Origin of the sequence: Rhodanobacter caeni (genome assembly GCF_039523575.1) — a bacterium.
GTDB classification, from domain to species: domain Bacteria; phylum Pseudomonadota; class Gammaproteobacteria; order Xanthomonadales; family Rhodanobacteraceae; genus Rhodanobacter; species Rhodanobacter caeni.
Map to the genome: position 1 here is coordinate 654,634 of NZ_BAAAFO010000002.1, position 25,538 is coordinate 680,171.

Sequence of the window (25,538 nt, forward strand, 5' to 3'; positions counted from 1 at the left end):
GCTCGGGGCGTGACCCGGAGCTCGGCTAGACTATCCGGCCCCCCGAACCTGCCCTACCCATGGAATCCTCCCGTCCCGAACGTGCCCGCCTGCTGCACGAGGTGTGCGCCACGGTGCGTCTTGCGCTGCCGCTGATCGCCGCCCAGCTGGCGGCCATCGGCAGCAACGTGATCGACGCCGTGCTGGCCGGGCACGTCAGTGCGCACGTGCTGGGCGCGGTGGCGGTGGGGGCCAGCATCTGGTCGCTGGCGATCGTCAGTGGCATCGGCATGATGATGGCGGTGCCGCCGTCGGTGGCGCAGCTGGATGGCGCCGGCCGCCGCGGCGAGGTGGGTGCGGTGTTTCACCAGGCGCTGTGGCTTGCGCTGGGCATGGGGGCGCTGCTGTGGTTTGCGGTGCGTCACGCCGAGCCGCTGATCGAATTGATCGGGGTGACCGCCGGCCTGCGCCACGACGTGCAGCGCTTCCTGCTGGCGATCAGCTGGGGCGCGCCCGCGCTGACCTGCTATTTCGCGCTGCGTGGCCTTTCCGAGGGCCTGTCGCTGACGCGGCCGTCGATGTATTTCAGCCTGGGCGGGCTGGCGCTGCTGGTGCCGCTGGGCTACGTGCTGATGTTCGGCAAGCTGGGCATCCCGCCGCAGGGCGCGCACGGTTGCGGCGTGGCCACGGCCATCGTGCTGTGGCTGGAGATGCTGGCGTTCGCGGTGTACGTGCTGCGTCATCGCAACTATCGCGGGCTCGGCCTGTTCGACCGTTTCGAGCGGCCGCAGCTGCGCCGCATCGGCGCGCTGGTGCACATCGGTCTGCCGATGGCGGTGTCGCTGTTGGCCGAGGCCGGCCTGTTCGTGGCCACCGCGCTGATCATCGCCACGCTGGGCGAGGACGTCATCGCCAGCCACCAGGTGGCGCTCAACATCGCCTCGCTGTTCTTCATGATCCCGCTGGGACTGGCCATGGCGATCACCGTGCGGGTGGGCAACGCGGTGGGCCGCGGCGATGCGCGCGGCGTGCGCTACGCCGGTTTCTGCGGGATCGGGCTGACCCTGGTGACGCAGCTGTTTTCCGCCGGCTTGATGCTGAGCCTGCCGCACTACATCGCCACGCTCTACACCCGCGATCCGGCGGTGATCGCGCTGGCGGTGCAGCTGATCATGCTGGCGGGGCTGTTCCAGTTTTCCGACGGCATCCAGGTGGCGTCCAACGGCGCGTTGCGCGGGCTCAAGGACACCCGCATCCCGATGGCGATCACCCTGTTTGCGTACTGGATCATCGGCATGCCGGTGGGCTGGTGGCTGGCGTTTCATCATGGGCTGGGCGCGCGCGGCATGTGGATGGGCCTGATCGCCGGCCTGTCGGTGGCCGCGGTGATGCTGTTCACCCGTTTCTGGCGCAGCGCCTGGAAACAGCGCTGGCGCATGCATGACCACGACGGCCCGACCGGCTACGCTGCCACCCTGACCTCGCTGGAAGAACGCGCATGACACCACCGCCCCCGCTTCGCCGTCGCCGTGGCTTCGGCGCGTTCCTGGCCGCGCTGGGGCGCGGCATCAACGTGATCCGGCTGGTGATCATCAACGTGGTCTTCTTCGGCGTGCTGTTCGTGCTGCTGCTGGTGCTGACGGCCGGCATCGCCGGCAACCGCATGCAGCGTTCGGTGCAGGATCACAGCGTGCTGGTGCTGAAGCTGGACGGCCAGCTGGTCGAGCAGTTCAGCATCGACCCGATGCAGCGCACGCTGGCGCGGCTGTCCGGCGAGGACCCCAGGCAGGTGCAGCTGCGCGACCTGGTCGGCGCCATCGACGCGGCGGCGACCGATCCGCGGATCACCCGCATCCTGCTGCTGCCCGATGGCCTGCAGGGCGGCGGCTTTGCCGCGCTGCGCGAGGTGGGCGCCGCGCTGGACCGCTTCCGCGCCGCGGGCAAGCCGGTGATCGCCTGGGCGGTCAACCTCGACCAGGGCCAGTACTACCTCGCCGCGCACGCCGACCGCCTGCTGATCGATCCGCAGGGCGGCGTGCTGCTGACCGGCCTGGCCAACTACCGGCTGTTCTACAAGGACCTGCTGGACAAGCTGGGCGTGGACGTGCACCTGTTCCGCGTGGGCGAGTTCAAGAGCGCGGCCGAGCCGTTCATCCTCGACCACGCCTCGCCCGAGGCGAAGGCGGCGGACAGCTACTGGATGAACGGGCTGTGGGACCGCTACCTGGACGAGGTGGCGGCATTGCGCAAGATCGCGCCGGCGACCCTGCGTGACGACATCGACCAGCTGCCGCAGCACATCGCCAGCACCCAGGGCGATCTGGCGCAGCTGGCGCTGAACCAGCACCTGGCGGACGGCACTGCCACCCGCGCGGAACTGGTCGCGATGCTGCGCAAGCAGGGCGTGCCGGCCGACCGCAAGGGCCACGGTTTCCGCCAGGTGAGCCTGTCGCGCTACGTCGCCGCCCAGCCCGACCGCGAGGATGGCCGCACGCCCGGCGTCACCATCGTGGTGGCCGAGGGCGAGATCAGCGGCGGCAAGCAGTCGCCCGGCGCGATCGGCGGCGAATCCACCGCGGCGCTGGTCCGCGCCGCGCGCGAGGACAGCAAGACCAAGGCGCTGGTGCTGCGGGTGAACTCGCCCGGCGGCGAGGTGTATGCGGCCGAACAGATCCGCCGCGAAGTGGCGCTGACCCGCGCGGCCGGCATTCCCGTGGTGGTGTCGATGGGCGACGTGGCGGCCAGCGGCGGCTACTGGATATCGATGAACGCCAACCGCATCTTTGCCGAGCCCAACACCATCACCGGTTCGATCGGCATCTTCGGCCTGTTCTATACCGTGCCCGGCACGCTGGCCAGGCTGGGCGTGCAGAGCGACGGCGTGGCCACCGGGCCGATGGCTGGCGCGTTCGACATCACGCGTCCGCTGGACCCTAAGGTGGGCGCGGTGATCCAGGCCATCATCGACAAGGGCTACCGCGATTTCGTAGGCAAGGTGGCCAGCGCGCGCGGCCAGAGCTACGCCGCCATCGATGCGATCGCCCAGGGCCGGGTGTGGACCGGCGAGCAGGCCTTGCAGCGGGGCCTGGTCGATCAGTTGGGCGGCCTCAAGGACGCCGTCGCCGATGCCGCGGCACGCGCGAAACTGGGCAAGGGCTACGGCGTGCGCTACCAGGAGACGCCGCTGGGCGGCATCGAGCGTTTCATGCTCGGCTTCAGCCAGAACGCCGCGGTGCACCTGTTGCAAGGCTGGGGCGTGCAACTGCCGCGCTGGTTTGCCCGGGTGCCGGCGATGACCGCGCCGCTGCGCCTGCTGCGCAACGCGCAGGCGGGCAAGCCCAACGTGTACGCCGACTGTTTCTGCGCGCCCCGCTAGACGCGGTCAGGCCGGCGTGGCGGCGTAGTAGTCGCCCTGTTGCTGCACGTGCACCGGCATGCCGAACGCCTCGCTCAACGCGGGCCCGCTGAGCACGTCGGCCTTGCTGCCGTGACGCAGCACGCGGCCCTCGCGCAGCAACAGCACCTGGGCGATCTCCGGCACGATCTCCTCCACGTGATGGGTCACCAGCATCAGCGTGGTGCCGCCACACGCCAGCTGGCGCAGGTTTTCCAGGAAGTGGCGGCGGCTGGCCATGTCCAGCCCCGCGCACGGCTCGTCCAGCAGCAGCGCCCGCGGCCGGTGCACCAGTGCGCGGGCGATCAGCACGCGGCGCGCCTCGCCGGTGGACAGCGTGGCCATGGGCCGACCGATGAGGTGCGCCGCGCCGATCTGCTCGAGCGCCTGCTGTGCCTGCTCGCGCATGGTTTCGCTGACCTGATGATCCAGCCCCAGCCCGCGCGCGGAGAAAAAGCCCGACACCACCGCATCGAACACTTCCAGCGGCGCGTCGCTGGTGTAGTCGAGCTGCAGCGCGGGCGACACGATGCCCAGCAGCTGGCGCAATTCGCTGACGTTCCAGCGGTCGCGGCCGAACACGCTCACGCTGGGACCGGCGTCGTCGGTGCGTACCAGCGGGTAGAGCTGGCGCGCGATCAACTGCACCAGGGTGGACTTGCCCGACCCGTTGGCGCCCAGGATCACGGTGTGCTGCCCCGCATCCACCTGCAGGCTGAGCCGGTCCAGGATCAGTCGCGCGCCGCGCATCACGCTGGCGTTGTCGATGCGCAGTACCGGCGCATCGGCGGCGACGTCGGCGTGGGGCGGGGCGGTGATCGGGGCGAAGCTCATGCGATGGCCATGTGACAAATGGACGGCCATTATCGGCGATCGCGGCGGTCCGCCAAACTGCCGGACAAGAGCGACCCCTCCCCAGCCCTCCCCTGCAAGCAGGGGAGGGAGCACCGCTGCGGGTCCTCTCCCTCCATGTAGCGAGCGTCGCTCTGGCTCCTCCCCCTGCTCGCAGGGGGAGGCTGGGAGGGGGTTGCCCGGGCTGGCCTCGAACTATTGCGTCGCCGCGTCGATCCGTTTGCGCTGTTCCGCAGCGTGCTTGTCCACCGTCTTCTGCACGTCGCGGACGCGCTGCTCGTTGGCCTTCAAGGTATCGAACGGCGAGCTGGCCTGCGGCTGGGGCGGGTCGCCGGGCGGCGGCGCGGGCGAGCCGGAACAGCCCGCCAGGGCGGACAGGCACAGCAGGGAAAGGGCGATGGTTTTCATGCGCGTGATCCCTCGGCGGCGGCAGGCACCGAGTGTTGCGCCGGCAGCTGGCCCGCGGCAAGCCGTCGTGTAAGCTTCGGCGCATGAACAGCCGCATCGATGCCTGGCAGCTGCAAGGCCACACCGCCCTGATCACCGGTGCCAGCAAGGGCATCGGCTATGCCACCGCCCGCGAACTGGCTGGGCTGGGCGCCAACCTGCTGCTGGTGGCGCGCGACGAGGATTACCTGGAGCAGGTGCGGGTGGAACTGGCCGACGATTTCCCGGGCAGCGAGGTGCTGGCGTTCGGCGCCGACCTGGCCGAACCGGAAGACCGCCTGGCCGTGTTCGACTGGATCGCCGACCTGGGCGCGCCGCTGTCGCTGCTGGTCAACAACGCCGGCGGCAACCAGGTGCAGGCCACGCTGGATTACAGCGATGGCCAGATGCGCGCCATCTTCGAGCAGAACCTGTTTTCCGCGTTCGAGATGTGCCGGCTGGCGCATCCGCACCTGGTGCAGCACGCGCATGCGGCGATCGTGAACGTGGGCTCGGTGTCCGGCGTCACCCATGTGCGCACCGGCTCGCCGTATGGCATGAGCAAGGCCGCGCTGCACCAGCTCACCCGCAACCTGGCGGCGGAGTGGGCGGTGGACGGCATCCGCGTCAACGCGGTGGCGCCGTGGTACATCCGCACGCAACGTTCGGAGCCGGCACTGCTGGATGCGGATTATCTGGAGGAAGTGCTCGAGCGCACGCCGCTGAAGCGCATCGGCGAGCCGGAGGAAGTGGCCGCGGCTATCGCCTTCCTGTGCCTGCCCGCCGCCAGCTACGTCACCGGGCAGGTGCTGGGCGTGGATGGCGGGTTTCTCAATTACGGGTTCTGAGACGCCGACGACGGGGAATCGGGAATCGCGAATCGGATCAGAACTGCGCCTCGTGCTCCTCGGCGGCGAAGCCCAGCGTTACCGCGCCTTCGCCCACGTTGACCATGCCGGTGATGCTCATCGGCGCCTCGGTCAGTTGCACGCCGCATTCGTCACAGGCGGTGCGCAGGCCGGCGTAGCCGGGCAGCTGCGCCAGCACGGCGAGGTCGCCGCCGTAGCTTACGCACACCGCCGGTACCAGCAGGCCCGCGCGCACGCGCCGGGCCGCGTAGTCGAACAGCGCCTGCGCGCCGGGCTCGAAACCGCGCACCTTGCCCACCGGCCCGGTGTCGCCGCGGTAGCAGCGCAGGATCGGCTTGATGTCCAGCGCCGAGCCCAGCATCGCGCTGACCAGGCCCACGCTGCGGTCGTTCTTCTTCTTCGCGCGGGCGCGCAGGTAGTACAGGTCGCGCGGCAGCATGTAGCCGTAGGTGTGGTTGGCCACGTAGAGCAGGCGCTCGCGGATCGCGGCAGGCGTTTCGTCGGCGGCGATCATCCGCGCCGCCTCGATCGTGGCCGGCCCTTCGGCGGCGAACAGGTTGCGCGTGTCGATCACCCGCATCATGAACGGCCCGGGCACGCCGGCCTGCTTGCGCACCTCGCGATAGCTCTTGAGGATGGCGAAGCTGGCGCGGTTCACGTGCTCGAAAATCGGGCTGCGGGTGGCGGTGATGGTGAGGCAGAACACGCAATCGTGCTCCAGCACCAGCCGTTCCAGGAACAGGTCCTCGACCTGGCGCACCGAGCACGGCTCGGTTTGCGCCGAGTGGCTGCGGCTGCCCAGCTGGCGATCGATGAAGCGCTGGATCTCGGCCGGGTCGCGGTCGTCCAGGAACGTCTCGTTGTCCACCTTCACGACGATCGGCATCACCACGATGCCGTGCTGGCGCAGGAAAGCCTGCGGCAGATCGCAGGACGCATCGACAGCCAGACCCATGCGCATGCCGGTCCCCCAAGGGTTACGTAACGGCCTCGAACATAGCATGCGGCCCCGGACAGGAGACCACGCACGCCGCCGACACGCGCCGCCCGTTAAGCTGGCGGCCACAGCGCAAAAACGCAGGGCATGGTGGGTCGATGAAAGACAAGCAGGAGATCGTTTCCAACTGGCTGCCGCGCTACACCGGCACCGCGCTGGACTCCTTCGGCGAGCACGTGTTGCTGACCAATTTCGGCCACTACGTGGAGCTGTTCGCGCAGTGGCATGGCGTGGAGGTGCAGGGTCGCGACCGGCCGATGCCCAACGCCACCGCCGACGGCATCACCCTGATCAACTTCGGCATGGGCAGCCCCAATGCGGCCACCGTGATGGACCTGCTCAGCGCGATCTGCCCGAAGGCGGCGCTGTTCCTGGGCAAGTGCGGCGGGGTGAAGAAAAAGAACCGGCTGGGCGACCTGGTGCTGCCGATCGCGGCGATTCGCGGCGAGGGCACCAGCAACGACTACCTGCTGCCGGAAGTGCCCGCGCTGCCGGCGTTCCAGCTGCAGCGCGCCGTCTCCACCATGATCCGCGACCTCGGCCACGACTACTGGACCGGCACGGTGTACACCACCAACCGCCGCGTGTGGGAGCACGACGACGCGTTCAAGGATTACCTGCGCCGCACCCGCTGCATGGCGGTGGACATGGAGACGGCCACCATCTTCGCCGCCGGCTTCGCCAACAAGATTCCCTGCGGCGCGCTGCTGCTGGTGTCGGATCAGCCGATGATCCCCGAGGGCGTGAAGACCGAGGCCAGCGACCGCGGCGTCACCTCGCAGTTCGTGGAGGCGCACATCCGCATCGGCATCGAGGCGCTGAAGCTGGTGCGCCGCAACGGCCGCAGCGTGAAACACCTGCGCTTCGAGGAGGACGGCGACGGCGAGTGAATCGCCGTCGCCGGGTCAAATGGCGCTCAGTAGCGCGGCACGCTGGTGTCGATCTCGCGCGCCCAGGCATCCATGCCGCCTTCCACGTTGTGCACGTTGCTGAAGCCGTGCGCCGCGAAGCGTTCGGCCATGGCGCGGCTGGACATGCCGAAGTGGCAGATGAAGGCCAGCGCGGTGTCCTTGGGCAGCGCCGCCAGTTGTTCGAAGCCTTCTTCTTCCAGCACACGCGCCTGCGCCAGCGGCGCGGCCTGGGCGCGACCGGCGGCGGGGCGCACGTCGACCAGGGTGATGTCGTTGGCGGCGAGCCGGTCCTTCAGCTGCTGCACGGAAAGCGCGTGGATTTCCTGCGCGCCGGGGAATTTCAGGCTGAGGCCCTCGCCCTGCACGGTGGATACCCAGTCGATCACGATGCCGCGGGCGCGCTGCGCGCTGGCCGGGTCGAAGTGCACTTCCAGCCCGTTCGCGTGCGCCACGATGTCGTGGTCGCCGGCCGGCGCCAGCTGGAAGCCGGCGCTGTGGTCGGGGCCGATCTCCAGATGCAGCGCCACGCCCTGCGCGTTGGCCGTGCCCTGGCGGATCGCCTCGGCGGCCGCGTCGGTGATGGTGATTTCCGGTGGCGTGCGGTCGGGCGCGGCGACGCCGAACAGCGCATGCAATTCGCCGCTGCCATACATCTGGCGGATGATGTCCGCGCCGCCGACCAGTTCGCCTTCCACGTACAGCTGCGGAATCGTGGGCCACTCGCCGTAGAGCTTGATGCCCTCGCGGATTTCCGGATCTTCCAGCACGTTGACGGTGTGGTACTCGGGCAGCAACTCGTTCAGCGTGTTGCTGGCGGCGGCGGAGAAACCGCACATCGGCTGCTGGCGGTCACCCTTCATGAACAGCACCACGCGGTGGTCCTCGAGCAGGGTCTGGATACGTTCGCGGGTGGCGCTGTCGAGGGACATGGGGAGGCTCCGGAAAAGGCGTAATGATACGCCGGCTGATATGAGGGGGCCTTGTCGCCGATCAAGGCGCCGTGGTTGCGGCCGATCGCAGGGCGGCCCGCGCGGCGGGCGCGATCGCCTCGACCCACGCCGCGTATTGCGCCGCGGACGGATGCAGCCCGTCGTCGACGACCGCGTCCGCGTGCCGGCGCGAGAGCGCGGTGACATCGACCCAGCGGGCGCCGTCTTGCGCCGTCTCGGCGCGGGCAAGGGCGTTGTACGCATCCAGCTCGGCGGCGATGGTGGCGCCGTCGCGCCCCTGTTCGCGGGCGAAGCGGGTCATGCCCCAGTCCGGGATCGAGACGACCACCACCCGTGCGGGCCGGTCGCCGGCCAGTGCGATGGCCCGTCGCAACAGCTGCGCGAATTCCTCGCGATACGTTGCGGCGGCACGGCCGCGATACTGGTTGTTCACCCCGATCTGCAATGTGACCAGATCCCACGCGGGCGCGAGCGAGGCCGCCTCCATGCCGGCGGCCAGTTCGTCGGTGGTCCAGCCAGTGACGGCCACGATCCGCGGCGGCGCCATGGCGATGCCGTCGCGATGCAGTTGGCGGCGCAACTGGGCCGGCCAGCTGGCGTCGGCGGCAACGCCTTCGCCCACCGTGTAGGAATCGCCCAGGGCAAGATGGCGCAGCGGCGCGGCAGCCGGTGCGCCAGGCATCAGGCGGCGCTGGCGACTTTGCGCCGGGGCTGCTCACTGGCCATGCGTTCGAGCACGCGGTCGATGCGCACGAACACTTCCACCAGCTGCGCCGGCGGCGGCAACAGGGTGAGCCGGAAATGATGGCTGTTGGGCACGTTGAAGCTCGTGCCAGGCACCACCAGCACCGCTTCCTCTTCCAGCAGGCGCAGCGCGAACGCGTTGTCGTCGAAGTCGCCGAAGCTTTCGGCGCGCACGCGCGGGAACGCGTACAAGGCGCCGGCCGGGGCCACCAGATCCAGGTGGCGGCTGGCGGCCACGCCTTCCACCACCAGGCGGCGCGCCTCGTGCAGCCGCCCGCCGGCCGCGGTCAACGCGCCGATGGTGGGGGCGGTGTGCAGCGCGGGCGGCACCGCCCACTGCACCGCCATGTTGGCGCACAGCCGCAACGCGGCCAGCAGTTGCAGCGCATCGCGATATTCGGCGGTCAGCGCATGGCTGCCGGACAGGCTCATCCAGCCCACGCGGTAGCCGCAGGCGCGATGCACCTTGCTGAGGCCGCCGAAGCTGACGCAGGGCAGGTCGCCGGCCACTTCGGCCAGCGGCTGGAACACCGCGCCGTCGTACAGGATCTCGTCGTAGATTTCGTCGCACAGCAGCAGCAGCTTGTGCCGCGCGGCGACCGCCACCAGGCGCTCCAGCAGCTCGCGCGGGTACACCGCGCCGGTGGGGTTGTTGGGGTTGATCAGCACCAGCGCCCGCGTGCGCGACGTGACCAGCGCCTCGATCTCGTCCGGATCGGGCAGGTGGGCGTTCTCGGCCAGGCAGCGGTAATAGCGCGGCGTGCCGTCGTTGAGGATGGTGGCGGCGCTCCACAGCGGGTAGTCGGGGCTGGGCAGCAGCACCTCGTCGCCCGGCTGCAGCAGGGCGCGCAGCGACAGGTCGATCAGCTCGCTGACGCCGTTGCCCACGAAGATGTGCTCGATGTCGACACCGCGGGCGCCACGGGCGCGCTGCTGCTCGGCGATCGCCTCGCGGGCCAGCTCCAGGCCTTGCTCGTGGCCGTAGGCGTCGCTCTGGTGCAGGTGGCTGGCGATCGCCTCGCGCAGGTGCGCGGGGGCCTCGAAACCGTAGCGGCCGGGGTTGCCGATGTTCAGCTTGATGATGTCGAGGCCGCTGGCCTCCATGTCACGGGCGCGCCGGTTGAGCGCGCCGCGGATCTCGTAGCGCACTTCCGCCAGGTGCGCACTGGGTTTGATCGAAGCCACCACCGGCATCCTCATGGGTCGAACCGACGCCACCGCCGGTAACTGAATGCTACCAGCGTGATGCAGTGCAGCGCGAGTTCCCACGGGGCGCAATCAGGGGCTATCGTGCGGCAAACTCCGGGCAGCATAATCGGGCCATGTCGCCGGCACGGCGGCTTTGCCGCTTCGGACAAGTCACGCCAACCCTCCCGGCGCCGCCGGACAACGCATGCAGACTGCCGCCATGAGTGACGCCGAAACGATGGAACGCCTGCGCCGTATCGGTTGGCGCGGCGATGCCTTGCCGGGCGACGGTCGCCGCCTGGCCCGTGTTGTGGCGCAGCATCGCGCGGGCTACGAGTTGCACGATGGCGCCAGCCTGTTCGGGGCGCAGCCCGACGGCCGCTTCCTGAAACGCGGCCTCGACCCGTCCGAGCGGCCGGTGGTCGGCGATTTCGTGGAGGTGGAAAACGGCGCGCCGCCGCACATCGTGCAGGTGCGGCCGCGGCGCACCGTGCTGTCGCGGGCGGCCGCGGGCGAGCGCTACGAGCGCCAGCTGATCGCCACCAACATCGACTACGTGCTGGTGCTGACCGGCCTGGATGGCGATTTCAACCCGTCCCGGATCGAGCGCTACCTGTCGCTGATCGAGGACTCCGGCGCGCAGCCGGTGGTGCTGCTGAGCAAGCTCGACACCCGCGACGATGCCGACGAACTGATCGCCGAGCTGCGCGAACGGCTGCCCCCGGCCACGCCGATCCATCCCTTGAACGGCAAGGACCCGGCCAGCGCGACGGTGCTGGCGCCCTATCTCAAGCCGGGCGACAGCGCGGTGCTGGTGGGCTCCTCCGGCGCCGGAAAATCCACGCTCACCAACACCTTGCTGGGCACGGCGAAGATGGCCACCGCCGCCGTGCGCAGCCGCGACAGCCGCGGCCGCCACACCACCACGCACCGGGCGCTGCTGTCGCTGCCCAGCGGCGGCTGCCTGATCGACACGCCCGGCATGCGCGAGCTGAAACTCACCGGCGAGGAAAATCTGGACCTGTTCGCCGATATCGAGGCGCTGGCCGACCAGTGCCGCTTTGCCGACTGCGGCCACGGCAGCGAACCGGGCTGTGCGGTGCAGATCGCGCTGGACAATGGCGATCTCACCCCCGACCGCTGGCGCAACTACCTGAAGCTGCACGACGAGCGCGAGGAGCAGGCCGCCACGCTGGAAGCACGCCTGCGCCGCCAGCGCGGCGGTCGACCGATCGATCGTCCGCACAGCCCGCGCGGGCAGCGCGAACGCGATTAACCCGGCCATGCGAGCCTGTCGGAGTCGATCGATGCTCACCGCCCGAATCGGCGGCGCCGCCCTTGCATCGCGTCATCGGATCGGCGGGACATCGGGGTGAGTGCGCCGCCGGCCAGCGAGGCACAACTGCGGCGCTGCGCCGCGCTCGACCAGCGCCTGCTGGCCGCCGTGCGGGATATCCGCATCCTGCCCACCGTGGCGTGGCCGGCCTCGCTCGAGGCGCAGATGATCCGCGCCTACGGCAGCGGTCGCTTCACGCTGCCGCCGGTCACCTATGCGCGACCCAGGCTGGCCGCGGCACGGGCCGAGCTGGCCGCCATCGAGGCGGCGGCGGGCGGCAACGATCCGGCGGATATCGATCCGCTCGACGACTACCTGCGCCGCACCGCCGAGTCGTGGCGCATCGCCGCCGACATGCTGGAATCGGTGGGCACCGCGGCGGTCACCGCGCCGTCGATCGCGCTGTACGGCCGCCCCGACGATCCGATTCCCGGCAGCCGGCGCAGCAACCTGGACGCGGCCCGCTATTTCGTGGAGCTGGCCAACGAGCTCGGTGCGGACCTGCTCGCCGACGAAAGCGGCAGCTCGGTTCCGGCGGACGTCTTGCGCAGCGACGTGGCTGCCACCCTGGATGCGTTTTTCGGCGAGGGCGTGATCCGCGTCGAAGTGGACCCGGAACTCACCGCCAAGGCCGCCGCCGGCGCCACCCGCATCCGTCTGCGCGGTGGCACCTGCTTCAGCCAGTACGACCGCCACCAGTTGCTGGCGCACGAGGCCTTCGTGCATTCGCTGACCGCGCTGAATGGTCGCCGCCAGCCGCTGCTGGCCTCGCTGGCGCGCACCTCGCCGCGGGTGACGGCCACCCAGGAGGGGCTGGCGGTGTTCGCCGAGCTGATGTCCGGCGCCATCGACATCGCGCGCCTTAAGCGCATCAGCCTGCGCATCGTGGCCATCGACATGGCGCTCAACGGCGCCAACTTCGTCGAGGTCTACCAGTATTTCAGCGCCTGCGGCCAAAGCGTGGCCGACAGTTTCCACTCGGCCCAGCGCGTGTTCCGGGGCGTGCCGCTGGAGGGCGGCGCGGCCTTCGCCAAGGACAACGTCTACCTGTCCGGCCTGCTCACCGTGCACACGTTCTTCCGCTGGGCGCTGCGACAGCGGCGCATGGATCTGCTGCGCCACCTGTTCGCGGGCAAGCTGGCCTTGCACGACGTGATCTCGCTGCAACCCTATTTCGACTCCGGCGCCATTGCGCCCCCGCGCTGGCTGCCGCCGTGGATGCAGCACATGCACGGCTTGGCGGGCAAACTGGCGTTCTCGCTGTTCATCAACGGCATCCAGATGGAGAGCGTGCAGGCGGATGAACTGGTGATGGGCATGTAGCAACCGCCCGTTGCTTCTGGCGGGCCTCTCTGTAAGAGCGCCCCCTTTGTTCGGCGCCTTTGTTCTTGAATGGTGCTCCAGGGCAAGAGCACGAAAGCAAAAAAAGCATCGCGACTGAAGTCGCTTCTACAAGGCCATGCGAACGTTCGGGTCGAGCTGGAACGCATCCCGTACGACCCGCATCACGCCACCGAAACCCGCTCGCACGGTACTTTTGGAACGGGCCGCCGGTTTAACCCGGTGCTAACATCGGACGTAGGTTCCGCTACGCGGAATCCTCCCTTTTCCCGCCGAAAACGCACCGATGACTCTTCCCGAAGAACTGCGTCTTGCCGCCCTCGAATACCATCGCCTGCCGCGCCCCGGCAAGATCAAGGTCACGCCCACCACCTCGCTGCTGACCCAGCGTGATCTGTCGCTGGCGTATTCGCCCGGCGTGGCCGCGGCCTGCGACGCGATCGTGGAGGACCCCACCTCGGCCGCCGAATACACGGCGCGTTCCAACCTGGTGGCAGTGATCACCAACGGCACCGCGGTGCTGGGGCTGGGCAACATCGGGCCGCTGGCGGCCAAGCCGGTGATGGAAGGCAAGGGCGTGCTGTTCCAGAAGTTCGCCGGCATCGACGTGTTCGATATCGAGATCGACGAGAACGACCCGGACAAGCTGGTGGACATCATCGCCAGCCTGGAGCCCAGCTTCGGCGGCATCAACCTGGAAGACATCAAGGCGCCGGAGTGCTTCATCGTGGAGCGCAAGCTGCGCGAGCGGATGAAGATCCCGGTCTTCCACGACGACCAGCACGGCACCTCGATCATCGTGGGCGCCGCAGTGCTGAACGCGCTGGTGGTGGTGGGCAAGCGGATCGAGGACGTGCGCATCGCCACCACCGGCGTGGGCGCGGCGGGCATTTCCTGCCTGGACATGCTGGTGGCGCTGGGCGTGCGGCGCGAGAACATCCTGGCCTGCGACGTGCACGGCGTGCTGCACAGCGAACGCACCGACCTGGACCCGGACAAGCAGCGCTACGCGCGCGACACGCCGATGCGCACGCTGGAGGAGATCGTCGAGGGCGCCGACATTTTCCTGGGCCTGTCCGCTGGCGGCATCCTGAAACCGGCGATGGTCGCCACCATGGCCGAACGGCCGATCATCTTCGCGCTGGCCAACCCGAACCCGGAGATCACCCCGGAGGACGCCAAGGCGGTGCGGCCGGACTGCATCATGGCCACCGGCCGCTCGGATTACCCGAACCAGGTCAACAACGCGCTGTGCTTCCCGTACCTGTTTCGCGGCGCGCTGGACGTGGGCGCCACGGTGATCAACGAGGCGATGAAGATTGCCTGCGTCAAGGCCATCGCGGCGCTGGCGCGTCGCGAATCGTCCGACGTCAGCGCCCGCGCCTACGGCGGCAAGCCGCCCAGTTTCGGGCCGAATTACCTGATCCCGCAGCCGTTCGATCCGCGATTGCTGATCCAGTTGCCGCCGGCGGTGGCGAAGGCGGCGATGGATTCGGGCGTGGCGACGCGGCCGATGCAGGATTTCGTCGCCTACAACGACAAGCTCACCAGTTTCGTGTTCCGCACCGGCTTGTTGATGAAGCCGGTGTTCGAACGCGCCAAGGCTGCGCCGGCGCGGGTGGTGTACGCCGAGGGCGAAGAGGAAACGGTGCTGCGCGCGGTGCAGACCGTGGTGGATCAGGGGCTGGCGATGCCGATCCTGATCGGCCGCCCGGAGGTGATCGAGAAGCGCATCAAGCGCGCCGGTCTGCGCCTGAAACCGGGCGTGGACGTGGAAATCTGCAACATCAACTCCGACCCGCGCTTCGATGCCTACTGGCAGCATTACCACCAGGTGATGGAGCGCCGCGGCGTGACCCCGTCGATGGCCAAGGCGGTGGTGCGCTCGCGTCCCACCGCGATCGCCGCGCTGATGGTCGAGCGCGGCGAGGCCGATGCGCTGCTGTGCGGCCTGGTCGGCCAGTTTCCCAGCAAGCTGAAATACATCCGCGACATCATCGGCATGGACGAGGGCGTCAGCTCGGCCTCGGCGATGGCGGCGGTGGCCACCGAGAAGGGCACGTTCTTCTATCTCGACACCCACGTACTGGACGACCCCACGCCCGAGCAGATCGCCGAGGCCACGCTGCAGGCGTCGATCCGGCTGAAACTGTTCGGCATCGTGCCGAAGATCGCGCTCTTGTCCGCCGGCAACTTCGGCAGCCGCGACTGCTGCGGCGCGCACAAGATGCGCAAGGCGCTGGAGCTGATCCGCGCCAAGGCGCCGCGGCTGGAGGTGGAAGGCGAGATGCAGGCCGACACCGCGCTCACCCCGGCGCTGCGCGAGAAGCTGTTTCCGCACTCGCGGCTGGAAGGCAAGGCCAACGTGTTCGTGTTCCCCAATCTGGACGCGGCCAACATCGCCTACAACATGAGCCGCATGCTCACCGACGGCGTGGTGATCGGGCCGATCCTGATGGGCGTGGCCAAGCCGGCGCACATCCTGATGCCGCAGTCGACGGTGCGCCGGATCGTCAACATGACCGCGGTGGCCACGGTCGAGGCGCAGATCCGCATCGGTGCCAGGGTGCAAACGACGCCCTGAAGCGGGTCGCGGCCGCCTTGCCGCGATGCCGGACCGCCACCGTGCGGTGGCGCACGGGTGGGCCGACCGCTAAACTTGATGGGCTCGCTGCATCCCCGGCGGCGGGTTCCCACACCAAGTCAGGCACTGCACGGCGCCGCGGAGAATCTTCATGGATCAGCTCGACGATATCCTCAACCAGGACATCGACCCTACCGAAACCAGCGAATGGATCGATTCGCTTGATGCGGTGATCCATCACGACGGCACCGAGCGCGCGCATTTCCTGCTGGAGAAAATGGTCGATACCACCCGCCGTTCGGGTGGCTACCTGCCGTTCAACCCCACCACCGAATACGTCAACACGATTCCGCCCAGCCAGGAGGCCAAGAGCCCCGGCGACGCCGCGATGGAATGGCGCATCCGCTCGCTGATCCGCTGGAACGCGATGGCGATGGTGGTGCGGGCCAACCGCAAGCCGGGCGAACTGGGCGGCCATATCGCCAGCTTCGCCTCCAGCGCCACGCTGTACGACGTGGGCTTCAATCATTTCTGGCGCGCCCCCAGCGCGGAGCATCCGGGCGACCTGGTTTTCCACCAGGGCCACTCCAGCCCGGGCATCTACGCGCGCTCGTTCCTGGAAGGCCGTTTCGACGCCGACCAGCTCGACCTGTTCCGCTCCGACGTGATCGGCCACGGCCGCTCGCTGACCTCCTACCCGCATCCGTGGCTGATGCCCGATTACTGGCAGGTGCCCACGGTGTCGATGGGCCTGGGTCCGATCCAGGCGATCTACCAGGCGCAGTTCTTCAAGTACCTGGAAAATCGCGGCCTGGTGCCCAAGAGCGATCGCAAGATCTGGTGCTTCATGGGCGACGGCGAGTGCGACGAGCCGGAGTCCCTCGGTGCGATCTCGCTGGCCGGTCGCGAGGGCCTGGACAACCTGATCTTCGTGATCAACTGCAACCTGCAGCGGCTGGACGGCCCGGTGCGCGGCAACGGCAAGATCATACAGGAGCTGGAAGGCGTCTTCCGCGGTGCCGGCTGGAACGCCATCAAGCTGATCTGGGGCAGCTACTGGGACCCGCTCCTGGCGCGCGACAGCAAGGGCACGCTGCGCAAGCTGATGATGGAAACCGTCGACGGCGAGTACCAGGCCTGCAAGGCCTTCGGTGGTGCGTACACGCGCGAGCATTTCTTCGGCAAGTATCCGGAGACGCGCGAGATGGTCGCCAACCTCAGCGACGACGACATCTGGCGCCTCAACCGCGGCGGCCATGATCCGCACAAGGTGTACGCGGCCTATCACGCGGCGTCGGCCACCAAGGGCATGCCCACGGTGATCCTGGCCAAGACGGTCAAGGGCTACGGCATGGGCCTGGGCTCGGGCGAGGCGGAAAACCCCACCCACCAGCAGAAGAAGATGACCAGCGACGCGGTGCGCCATTTCCGCGACCGCTTCAACATCCCGGTGCCGGACGACAAGCTCGACGAGGTACCGTACTACCACCCGGGCAAGGATTCCCCGGAAGTGCAGTACATGCTCGAGCGCCGCAAGGCACTCGGCGGCGCGCTGCCGCAGCGTCGGCGCACCACCGACGTGAAGCTCAAGGCGCCGGACCTGTCCGCGTTCGAGCAGATCACCAAGGGCACCGGCGAGCGCGAGATCAGCACCACCATGGCGCTGGTGCGTGGCATGAACCTGCTGCTGCGCGACAAGGCCATCGGCCCGCGCGTGGTGCCGATCGTGGCCGACGAGGCGCGTACCTTCGGCATGGAAGGCATGTTCCGGCAGATCGGCATCTACGCGCCGTTCGGCCAGAAATACCGCCCGCAGGATTCCGACCAGCTGCTGTACTACCGCGAGGACCAGAAGGGCCAGGTGCTGCAGCAGGGCATCAGCGAGGCCGGCGGCATGGCCTCGTGGATGGCGGCGGCCACCAGCTACAGCATCAGCAACCAGCCGATGCTGCCGTTCTTCATCTACTACTCGATGTTCGGCTTCCAGCGCATCGGCGACCTGTGCTGGGCCGCGGGCGACATGCGCTCGCGCGGCTTCCTGGTCGGCGGCACTTCGGGCCGCACCACGCTGAACGGCGAAGGCCTGCAGCACGAGGATGGCCATTCGCACCTGCTGGCCGGCGCCATCCCCAACGTGAAGGCGTACGACCCCACGTTCTCGTACGAAGTGGCGGTGATCCTGCAGGACGGCGTGCGCAGCATGCTGCAGGAGCAGGAAGACCACTACTACTACATCACCGTGATGAACGAGAACTACGCCCACCCGGACATGCCCAAGGGCTGCGAGGAAGGCATCATCAAGGGGATGTACCTGCTGAAGGATGGCGGCAAGGGCAAGAAGGGCGAGTCGCGCGTGCAGCTGCTGGGCTCGGGCACGATCCTGCGCGAGGTGATCGCGGCGGCCGAGTTGCTGGAGAAGGATTTCGGGGTGAAGTCCGACATCTGGTCGTGCCCCAGCTTCGTGGAGCTGCGCCGCGACGGTTTCGATGCCGAGCGCTGGAACCGCCTGCATCCGGAAGCCGAGCAGCGCGTACCGTATGTCACCGGCCTGCTCGACGGGCGCTCCGGCCCGGCGGTCGCCGCCACCGACTACGTGCGCGAATTCGCCGATCAGATCCGCGCGTTCATGCCCGACGGCATGCACTACACCGTGCTGGGGACCGAAGGCTTCGGCCGCTCGGACACGCGCGAACACCTGCGCGATTTCTTCGAGGTCAACCGCTACTGGATTGCCCACGCGGCACTGTCGGCTTTGGCGAAGGAAGGCAAGGTCAGCGCCAAGGACGTCAGCCGCGCCATCAAGGAGTACAAGCTCGATCCGGAAAAGCCCAATCCGCTGACGGTCTGAGCGATTCCAGCGACAAAAAAAACCGCCCACTCCGGGCGGTTTTTTCTTCCGGCGGCGTCACCGCGCGGCAACGGCTCAATCGTCGTCGCTGCCGAAGGCGCGGCGCAGCAGCAGGAACGCGCCGATGGTGCCGGCCACGATCGCCACCGTGGCGACCGGGTGGCGGTTCACCTGCCGCCGCATGCGGCGGTAGTGGTAATGGGTTTCGTCGGCCAGGTCCTCCGCGGCGCGGGTGAGCTGGCGGCGATAGCGGCCGTCGCCGGCGCCGAAGCGCTCCTGGATGCGGCGGCGGCCGCGTTCGATCAGGTTTTGCGCGCTGTCTGCCGCGCCGTTCGCGGACTGGCGAACGCGCTGGCCGGCCAGCTCGCTGGCTTCGCGAATCTGGCGTTCGATATCACGTCTGTGCATGGCGTTCTCCTGGGCTTCGCTGGCGTCACAGGCTGCCAGTGCGTCCGTGAGCGACGCGTAAACCCGCGCGCGCGGCCGCGGATGCCGTTCAGCCCAGCAGGTATTCGCCGCCGCGCTGCAGGGCGCGCTGGTACGCCGGCCGCGAATGGATGCGCTGCAGAAAGGTGCGCAGCCTGGGGTAGCGATCGTCCAGCCCGCCGCGGGCGGCGAACGCCTCCAGCGGAAAGCTCAACTGGATGTCCGCCACGCTGAACGCCGCGCCGCCGAACCAGTCGCTGTTTCGCAACTGCGATTCGAGGTAATCCAGGTGCGTGGCCAGTTGCGGATCGACGAAATCGCGCTGCACCTTGCGGGCGATGCCCTTGCCGATCGGCCTGGCGAGGAACGGCATCGGCGCGTGCTCCATCCGCTGGAACACCAGCTTCAGCAGCAACGGCGGCATCGCCGAACCCTCGGCATAGTGCAGCCAGTAATTGCAGCGCAGGCGCTCGGGCGTGCCGTGCGCGGGAATCAGCATGCCGGCGCCGTAGCGGTCGGCCAGGTATTCGACGATGGCGCCCGATTCGGCCAGGGTCAGCGCACCGTCGGTGATCACCGGCGCTTTGCCCAGCGGATGCACCGCGCGCAGTTCGGGCGGCGCCTGCAGGGTTTTCGGATCGCGCTGGTAGCGCTTGATCTCGTAGGGCACGCCCAGCTCTTCCAGCAGCCACAGGATGCGCTGCGAGCGCGAGTTGTTCAGATGGTGGACGGTGATCATGGTGGGGAATCGGGTATCCATTTGGAGGGCGGACGCTGCGGCGCCGCGTCTTCACAGAGTAGCCGCTTCCGCTTGGCCGGGCATGGGCGCGGCGTGCGCCGAATGGACGTCCAGACGCCTCTGTGCGAAGTCTGGCCGCAGCAACCGGTGGACATCCCGACGGGGCTACGACTACTGTAGGACGGCTAGCAGGGGGAATGAATCGCCGGCATCCACGGCCGGAGCAGCGACGTTCCTGTTTCGGCGTCCCGGCAGCGCATCGGAGCCCGGTTCTCATGGACGGCTCAAGACTCGCTGCAGCGAAAGTCATGCTCCCTACCAAGCGCTACCCACATGCAACCCGAGGACGAAAGATGACGTTACCTAGGAAAGCGGGCCTGATCGCCGCATGCGCCATCGGTGGACTGCTGGCAGCGCCGGCCTTTGCCCAGGAGGCACCGGCGCCGACGCGACAGGAGCTTGCCGCCAAGCCCTGGATGAACACCCGCCTGAGCGCCGCCGAACGCACCCGGCTGGTCCTCAAGGAAATGAGCCAGGAGGAAAAACTGCGCCTGGTGATGGGTTATTTCGGCACCGATCTGGACGGCAAGCATTTCAAGCGGCCGAAGGAATCGCTGCACCAGTCGGCCGGTTTCGTCTACGGCGTGCCGCGCCTGGGCATTCCCAACCAGTGGCAGACCGATGCCGGCGTGGGCGTGGCGTCGCAGCGCGGCCCCAACGTGCGCGAGCGCACCTCGCTGCCCTCGGGCATGAACACCGCGGCCACCTGGAACCCCGAGGTCGGCTTTGCCGGCGGCGCGATGATCGGCGCCGAGGCGCGTTCGTCCGGCTTCAACGAGATGCTGGCCGGCGGCGTCAACCTGGTGCGCGAGCCGCGAAACGGGCGCAACTTCGAATACGGCGGCGAGGACCCGCTGCTGGCCGGCACCATGGTCGGCGCGCAAATCAGGGGCATCCAGTCGAACCACATCATTTCGACGATGAAGCACTACGCCCTGAACGACCAGGAGAACGGCCGCAACTTCCTCAACGTCGAGATCGACGACGCGGCGGCACGCATGTCCGACCTGCTGGCGTTCCAGATCGCCAACGAACAGGGCAACCCCGGTTCGGTGATGTGCTCCTACAACCGGGTCGACGGCATCTACGCCTGCGAGAACCCGTACCTGCTGAACGAGGTGCTCAAGGGCGACTGGGGCTTCAAGGGTTTCGTGATGTCCGACTGGGGCGCCACCCACAGCACGATTCCCGCCGCCAACAACGGCCTGGACCAGCAGTCCGGCGTGCCGTTCGACAAGTCGCGCTATTTCGGCGAGGCGCTGGGCGAGGCGGTGGCCAATGGCTGGGTGCCGCAGAAGCGGCTCGACGACATGGCCGGGCGCGTCCTGTACGCCATGTTCGAGCACAAGCTGATCGACGATCCGGTCACCGGCCCGAAGGACAACATCGACTTCGCCGCCCATGCCAGGGTCACGCAGCACGATGCCGAGGAAGGCATGGTGCTGCTGAAGAACGACAACGCGCTGCTGCCGATCAAGCCGGGCGTGAAGAAGATCGCCATCATCGGCTCGCATGCCGACGTGGGCGTGCTTTCCGGCGGCGGTTCGTCGCAGGTCTATCCGGTGGGTGGCATGGCGGTGAAGGGGCTGGGCCCGGATTCGTTCCCTGGCCCGATCGTGTATTTCCCCTCGTCGCCGATGAAGGCGATCCAGGCCCGCGCCGGCGGCGCCCAGGTCAGCTTCAACGACGGCACCGATCCGGCCGCCGCGGCGCAGCTGGCGGCCGGCAGCGACCTGGTCATCGTGTTCGCCCACCAATGGACGGCCGAATCGGCGGACGTGCCCAACCTGTCGCTGCCGGACAACCAGGACGCCCTGATCGCCGCGGTGGCCAAGGCCAATCCGCATACCGCCGTGGTGCTGGAAACCGGCGGCGCGGTGCTGATGCCGTGGCTGAAGGACGTCGGCGCGGTGCTGGAGGCGTGGTATCCGGGCAGCAGCGGCGGCGAAGCCATCGGCCGCGTGCTGTTCGGCGAGGTGAATCCGTCCGGCCACCTGCCGATCACCTTCCCGGCGTCGGAGCAGCAGCTGCCGCGCCCGCGGCTCGACGGTGATCCGAAGCAGCCGCAGCTGCGTTTCGACGTCAACTACAGCGAAGGCGCGGCCGTCGGCTACAAGTGGTTCGACCTGAAGGGCCTCAAGCCGCTGTTCCCGTTCGGCTACGGCTTGTCGTACACCGATTTCAGCTACGACGGGCTCGGCGCCCAGTGGGCCAATGGCCAGCTGACGGTGAGCTTTACCGTCAGGAACACCGGCGCCGTGGCCGGCAAGGACGTGGCGCAGGTCTACGTGGCGTCGCCGAAAGGCCTGTGGGAGGCGCCCAAGCGCCTCGGTGCGTTCCAGAAGGTGGACCTGAAACCGGGCGAAAGCCGCAAGGTCAGCGTCAAGGTCGACCCGCGCCTGCTGGCGATGTACCGCAGCAAGGACAAGACCTGGAACATCGCCGCCGGCGACTACCAGGTGACCGTGGCCAAATCCGCGCTCGAGCCGCAAGCCAGCGTGGCGGTGAAGCTGCCGGCGACGACGCTGGACGTCAACGGCAAATAGACCCGCTTCTTTGCGGTGCATTCGAAAGCCCTTCCGGCCATGCCGGAGGGGTTTTTCGTTTTCCGGGGGGCATGGCGCCGTTGACACGGCGTTGCCGCAGCGGCAACTAGCGTGGTGCATCGCCATTCAACGGGTGCATCCATGAGCAGGCAAGCCGCGCACGTCTATACCGATCCGCAGGATATCCAGCGCTTCGATGCGCTGGTCGAGGCCTTGCCCAATGGCGCGCGCGTGCGCCTGCACCTGGTCGATGGCCAGCCCTGCGAGGGCGTGGTATGCGCCCGCCCCACGGTGCAGATGTTCTACGACGGTACCGGCAAGGAAGGCGTCAACGGCGTGGTGGAACTGGAACACCTCAATCTTTCGGACTGGCGCCGGCGCGTGTGGTTCGACCAGATCGCCAGCGTGGAGCCGCTCGATACGGATGCGCCGTTGCGGGCGTGATGCGCGGCCGCCCGCGGTTGCGCCACGGCGGGGGACGATCCAAGCTAAGGGCCTTGTCCCCGTGAAGCCTTGCCGATGATCCGATCTGCCGTTTTCCGCCTGGCCCTGGCCACCTTGCCCGCGGGCATGCTCGTGCTTGCCGGCTGTTCCGGCGGTGGCGCCGCACCCGACGCGGCGCAGCAGCAGGCCGCCGCCAAGGCGCAGGCCGCCTCGGCCAACCTGGACACGTATCGCCAGCTGCTGCGCATCGGCAATGACGAGATGGCCGTGTCGATGGGCAAGGACATCGTGCGCCGTTTCCCGCAGAGCGCCGCCGCCGCCGAAGTGCAGAAGACCCTGCCGGAGATCGAGAAGCGCTACCGCGAGACCAGCGAGAAGAACCGGCTGGCGCGGTTGTGGCTGTACCAGGTGGCGCCGATGCAGGGCGGCATCCAGTCGACCGCCACCATCCAGAGCAGCAAGCCCGGCGGCAACGACAGCGTGCGCCTGATCCTGCGCCGGCATACCGACTGGGGCCAGAGCGTGTTCCTGTTCGGCGCGGGCGCCGGCTTCGTCTGTCGCGGCAACTGCACCATCAACGCAACGTTCGACGGCAAGCCGGCACGGATCAAGGCCTTTGCGCCGCCCAGCGGCGAACCGGCGCTGATGATTCGCGACGACAAGCATTTCCTGAGCCTGCTGGAGGGCGCCAGCAAGGTCACCATGGACGTGACCCTGGTCGATGGCGAAAAGAAGGAAACGCTGCTGTACGAGGTGGGCGGCTTCGACCCGGCGAAGTGGCAGAAGCTGGACACGTCCAAGAAGAAGTAGCGCGTGCGCGCGGCCGATACCCCGCGCTCAATGCAGGAACAGTTTCTCGGTGACGCGCGCCAGCGGACGGGCCATGGCTTTTTGCATCCGCGCGGGCAGATCCAGCGGCTTGAGCAGCATCTTCACCGTCATGTCCGCCGGGATGTGCCGCCGCAACAGCCCTTGCGCCCGGTCGCTGATGCGGCGGAATTCGGCCTCGTTGTCGCGCTGGTGCGGATAGCACTGGTTGAACACGTGGCGCAGGGCGATGTCGCTGTCCTCGCTCTTGATCTCGCGCACCCGTCGCAGGATCGCCCGCAATACCTTGTAGCGGCCGAAGTCCTCGCGCTCGCGGTACAGCAGGTAGTGGCGGTAGAAGTGCTTGTAATGGCGCACCTCGTCGCTCTTGATGTAGCCGGTGAGTTCCTTCAGCACCGGTTCGTCGGTGATGTCGTGCAGCGCGCGGTAGAGGCTGGCGGTGCCGGTTTCCACCACGCAGCGTGCGGCCAGTTCCAGGCCGCGGCACGGTTCGAGCTGTTCGGCGGTGCACACCGCGCCGTAGTCGTGCCAGAACGTGGCGAACGCCGCCTCCCAGTCGAACTCGGGCCAGACGGCACGCACGTACGCGGTCAGCGCGCGGCCGTGCTGCAGCTCCTCGTGTTTCCAGTGCTCGCCGAGCCAGGCCTGCAGCTCGGCGTCGCCGGCGAAGTGGTCGACGAGATTCTGCGTGTACAGCTCCGAGCCGCTTTCGACGAAGGACGAGCTGCACAGCAGGAAAAAGAGCTCTTCGTTGTGCCGGATGCGCGCAACGTCGATGCGCCCGAGGTCCAGGCTTGCAAGAGTCCAGGGCAGGGCGGTGGGATAGGTCAACGCGATTCCTGTGGTCAACGGATGTGGCGGCATCTTGCGCGCGGCCACATGACGAGGGGATGAGACAGGATAGGCCGTGCCGCTGCCGGCGGATTAACGCCACCCGACTTGCCGGGCGCGCCGGAGCGTTTCAGCGCACCACGGTGACCGGCACGTGGGCCTTGGCCAGCACGTTGCTGGAGACCGAGCCCAGCAGCCACCGCGCCAGCGCGCCGCGCTCGGTGTGGCCGATCACCAGGTGGTCCACGCCGTGTTGCTCGATCTGGCCCAGCAGCACGTCGCCGGGGCTGCCGTAGGTCAGCTCCAGGTCGACCAGCTCGCTGGCATCGGGCACGATGGCGGTCAGTTCGTCCAGCAACTCGCGCGCGCGTTGCGTGCCGGAATCGGCCATCAGCAGGGCCGACACGTCGGCGCCGCCCTCGGTGACCTGCAGCACCGATACCACGCGCACGCGGCCATGGCTGCAACGCGCCAGGTCGATGGCGAACTGGAAAGCACGGCGCGAGGCATCGGAGCCGTCGTAACCCACCAGCGAATACTTGACCATGGTTGCTCCTCGACGCCGTGCGAAATCGGATGCCACGAGTTTAGGGCACGCGCACGGCACCCGCCGAACGCCGCGTCTGCCGGCCGCGGACGGCCCGCCGGCCTGCACATCCGCATCACGCGGCGCTGTACACGCTTCGTCTCCCACCCCTTCAAGGAGATGATCATGATCAAGCGTACGTTGGGAATGGCGGCACTCGTGTTGGCCTGTGCGGGTGCGGCGACGATGGTGCCGGTTGGCCAGGCACATGCGGACGATGCCAAGGTGGATTGCCACCTGGTCTACAACCTGTCCGGCTGGTCGCTGATCTACAAGCACGCCGAAGGCACCGGCACGGTCACCTGCGACAACGGCCAGACCGCCGCGGTGAAGATTGAAGTGGTCGGTGGCGGCCTCACCGCCGGCAAGTACCGCATCAACAACGGCAAGGGCGAGATCAGCGACGTGCACAGCATCGCCGATGTGTTTGGCGATTACGCGCAGGCCGGCGCCGAGGCGGGCGTGGTGAAAAGCTCGGGCGCGCAGGTGCTGACCAAGGGCACCACCTCGCTGGCGCTGGCCGGCACGGGCGAGGGCGTGAACCTGGGCGTCTCGGTGGGCAAGTTCACCATCGCCCGGCGCTGAGCGCGGCGGCCGCGAACACGGATGTGCAACGAGGAAGGGCGCCACTGGCGCCCTTCCTCGTTTCTGCGCGTACA

General features: G+C 68.3%; 22 protein-coding genes. 12 read left to right on the forward strand and 10 right to left on the reverse strand.

The features are described 5' to 3' along the window. Positions 1–59: 59 nt before the first annotated feature. A complete protein-coding gene (locus tag ABD017_RS07375) occupies positions 60–1,481 on the forward strand; it encodes an MATE family efflux transporter (RefSeq protein WP_343881675.1) in 1,422 nt (473 codons plus the stop codon). After that, on the forward strand, positions 1,478–3,355 hold the full coding sequence (gene sppA / locus ABD017_RS07380) for a signal peptide peptidase SppA (protein WP_343881677.1): 1,878 nt from the start codon (positions 1,478–1,480) through the stop codon (positions 3,353–3,355). The genes ABD017_RS07375 and sppA overlap by 4 nt, the downstream gene beginning before the upstream one ends. A gap of 6 nt (positions 3,356–3,361) precedes the next feature. Here sppA and ABD017_RS07385 read toward each other — a convergent pair whose 3' ends face one another. Both ABD017_RS07385 and ABD017_RS07390 read right to left on the reverse strand, forming a co-directional pair. Beyond that, entirely contained in the window at positions 3,362–4,207 is an 846-nt protein-coding gene (locus ABD017_RS07385) for an ABC transporter ATP-binding protein (RefSeq protein WP_343881679.1), read from the reverse strand. Between the two features lie 213 nt (positions 4,208–4,420). Next, the gene (locus ABD017_RS07390) at positions 4,421–4,633 is read right to left on the reverse strand and encodes a hypothetical protein (RefSeq protein ID WP_343881681.1); all 213 of its coding nucleotides are present in this window, start codon (positions 4,631–4,633) and stop codon (positions 4,421–4,423) included. Between the two features lie 83 nt (positions 4,634–4,716). Here ABD017_RS07390 and ABD017_RS07395 point away from each other — a divergent pair, with 83 nt between their 5' ends. Then, positions 4,717–5,499, forward strand: coding sequence for an SDR family oxidoreductase (locus tag ABD017_RS07395; protein ID WP_343881683.1), 783 nt, complete (start codon positions 4,717–4,719; stop codon positions 5,497–5,499). A 37-nt stretch (positions 5,500–5,536) separates the two neighbouring features. Here ABD017_RS07395 and ABD017_RS07400 read toward each other — a convergent pair whose 3' ends face one another. Further along, positions 5,537–6,481, reverse strand: a complete 945-nt coding sequence (locus ABD017_RS07400; RefSeq protein ID WP_343881685.1) for a DegV family protein — start codon at positions 6,479–6,481, stop codon at positions 5,537–5,539. Positions 6,482–6,615: 134 nt separating this feature from the next. On the opposite strand from ABD017_RS07400, the gene ABD017_RS07405 reads away from it, so the two are divergent. Continuing rightward, positions 6,616–7,407, forward strand: coding sequence for an AMP nucleosidase (locus ABD017_RS07405; protein ID WP_343881687.1), 792 nt, complete (start codon positions 6,616–6,618; stop codon positions 7,405–7,407). A 26-nt stretch (positions 7,408–7,433) separates the two neighbouring features. Here ABD017_RS07405 and grxD read toward each other — a convergent pair whose 3' ends face one another. The 3 genes from grxD to ABD017_RS07420 form a co-directional block, all read right to left on the reverse strand. Then, complete coding sequence (gene grxD, locus ABD017_RS07410; protein ID WP_343881689.1) at positions 7,434–8,357, reverse strand: Grx4 family monothiol glutaredoxin; 924 nt, start codon at positions 8,355–8,357, stop codon at positions 7,434–7,436. Positions 8,358–8,418: 61 nt separating this feature from the next. Continuing rightward, positions 8,419–9,060 (reverse strand): SGNH/GDSL hydrolase family protein, encoded by a 642-nt coding sequence (locus tag ABD017_RS07415; RefSeq protein WP_343881691.1) that lies wholly within the window; start codon positions 9,058–9,060, stop codon positions 8,419–8,421. After that, a complete protein-coding gene (locus ABD017_RS07420) occupies positions 9,060–10,316 on the reverse strand; it encodes an aminotransferase class I/II-fold pyridoxal phosphate-dependent enzyme (protein ID WP_343882217.1) in 1,257 nt (418 codons plus the stop codon). The genes ABD017_RS07415 and ABD017_RS07420 overlap by 1 nt, the downstream gene beginning before the upstream one ends. A 214-nt stretch (positions 10,317–10,530) precedes the next feature. Here ABD017_RS07420 and rsgA point away from each other — a divergent pair, with 214 nt between their 5' ends. The 4 genes from rsgA to aceE all read left to right on the forward strand — a co-directional run bounded on the left by rsgA (position 10,531) and on the right by aceE (position 18,419). Beyond that, positions 10,531–11,586: a ribosome small subunit-dependent GTPase A gene (gene rsgA, locus ABD017_RS07425; protein WP_343881693.1), complete on the forward strand. Its 1,056-nt coding sequence runs from the start codon at positions 10,531–10,533 to the stop codon at positions 11,584–11,586. A 96-nt stretch (positions 11,587–11,682) separates the two neighbouring features. Then, the gene (locus ABD017_RS07430; protein WP_343881695.1) at positions 11,683–12,969 is read left to right on the forward strand and encodes a peptidase MATCAP family protein; all 1,287 of its coding nucleotides are present in this window, start codon (positions 11,683–11,685) and stop codon (positions 12,967–12,969) included. A gap of 304 nt (positions 12,970–13,273) precedes the next feature. Then, positions 13,274–15,571 carry an NADP-dependent malic enzyme gene (locus tag ABD017_RS07435; protein ID WP_343881697.1) on the forward strand — a complete coding sequence of 766 codons (2,298 nt, stop codon included), beginning with the start codon at positions 13,274–13,276 and terminating at the stop codon, positions 15,569–15,571. Between the two features lie 151 nt (positions 15,572–15,722). After that, entirely contained in the window at positions 15,723–18,419 is a 2,697-nt protein-coding gene (gene aceE, locus ABD017_RS07440) for a pyruvate dehydrogenase (acetyl-transferring), homodimeric type (protein WP_343881699.1), read from the forward strand. A 75-nt stretch (positions 18,420–18,494) separates the two neighbouring features. Here the strand turns inward: aceE and ABD017_RS07445 are convergent, their stop codons facing one another. Then, positions 18,495–18,827 (reverse strand): hypothetical protein, encoded by a 333-nt coding sequence (locus tag ABD017_RS07445; RefSeq protein ID WP_343881701.1) that lies wholly within the window; start codon positions 18,825–18,827, stop codon positions 18,495–18,497. An 88-nt stretch (positions 18,828–18,915) separates the two neighbouring features. Then, positions 18,916–19,584, reverse strand: coding sequence for a glutathione S-transferase family protein (locus ABD017_RS07450; protein WP_343881703.1), 669 nt, complete (start codon positions 19,582–19,584; stop codon positions 18,916–18,918). Between the two features lie 353 nt (positions 19,585–19,937). On the opposite strand from ABD017_RS07450, the gene ABD017_RS07455 reads away from it, so the two are divergent. The 3 genes from ABD017_RS07455 (at position 19,938) to ABD017_RS07465 (ending at position 23,444) form a co-directional block, all read left to right on the forward strand. Further along, positions 19,938–22,190, forward strand: coding sequence for a glycoside hydrolase family 3 C-terminal domain-containing protein (locus ABD017_RS07455; RefSeq protein ID WP_343881705.1), 2,253 nt, complete (start codon positions 19,938–19,940; stop codon positions 22,188–22,190). A 141-nt stretch (positions 22,191–22,331) separates the two neighbouring features. Further along, positions 22,332–22,634, forward strand: coding sequence for a DUF3247 family protein (locus tag ABD017_RS07460; protein WP_343881707.1), 303 nt, complete (start codon positions 22,332–22,334; stop codon positions 22,632–22,634). Positions 22,635–22,709: 75 nt separating this feature from the next. Beyond that, on the forward strand, positions 22,710–23,444 hold the full coding sequence (locus ABD017_RS07465; RefSeq protein ID WP_343881709.1) for a hypothetical protein: 735 nt from the start codon (positions 22,710–22,712) through the stop codon (positions 23,442–23,444). A 27-nt stretch (positions 23,445–23,471) separates the two neighbouring features. Here ABD017_RS07465 and ABD017_RS07470 read toward each other — a convergent pair whose 3' ends face one another. Further along, a complete protein-coding gene (locus ABD017_RS07470; protein ID WP_343881711.1) occupies positions 23,472–24,293 on the reverse strand; it encodes a ferritin-like domain-containing protein in 822 nt (273 codons plus the stop codon). Between the two features lie 130 nt (positions 24,294–24,423). Then, complete coding sequence (locus tag ABD017_RS07475; protein ID WP_343881713.1) at positions 24,424–24,840, reverse strand: universal stress protein; 417 nt, start codon at positions 24,838–24,840, stop codon at positions 24,424–24,426. Positions 24,841–25,005: 165 nt separating this feature from the next. Here ABD017_RS07475 and ABD017_RS07480 point away from each other — a divergent pair, with 165 nt between their 5' ends. Then, complete coding sequence (locus ABD017_RS07480) at positions 25,006–25,464, forward strand: hypothetical protein (RefSeq protein ID WP_343881715.1); 459 nt, start codon at positions 25,006–25,008, stop codon at positions 25,462–25,464. Positions 25,465–25,538: the final 74 nt, after the last annotated feature.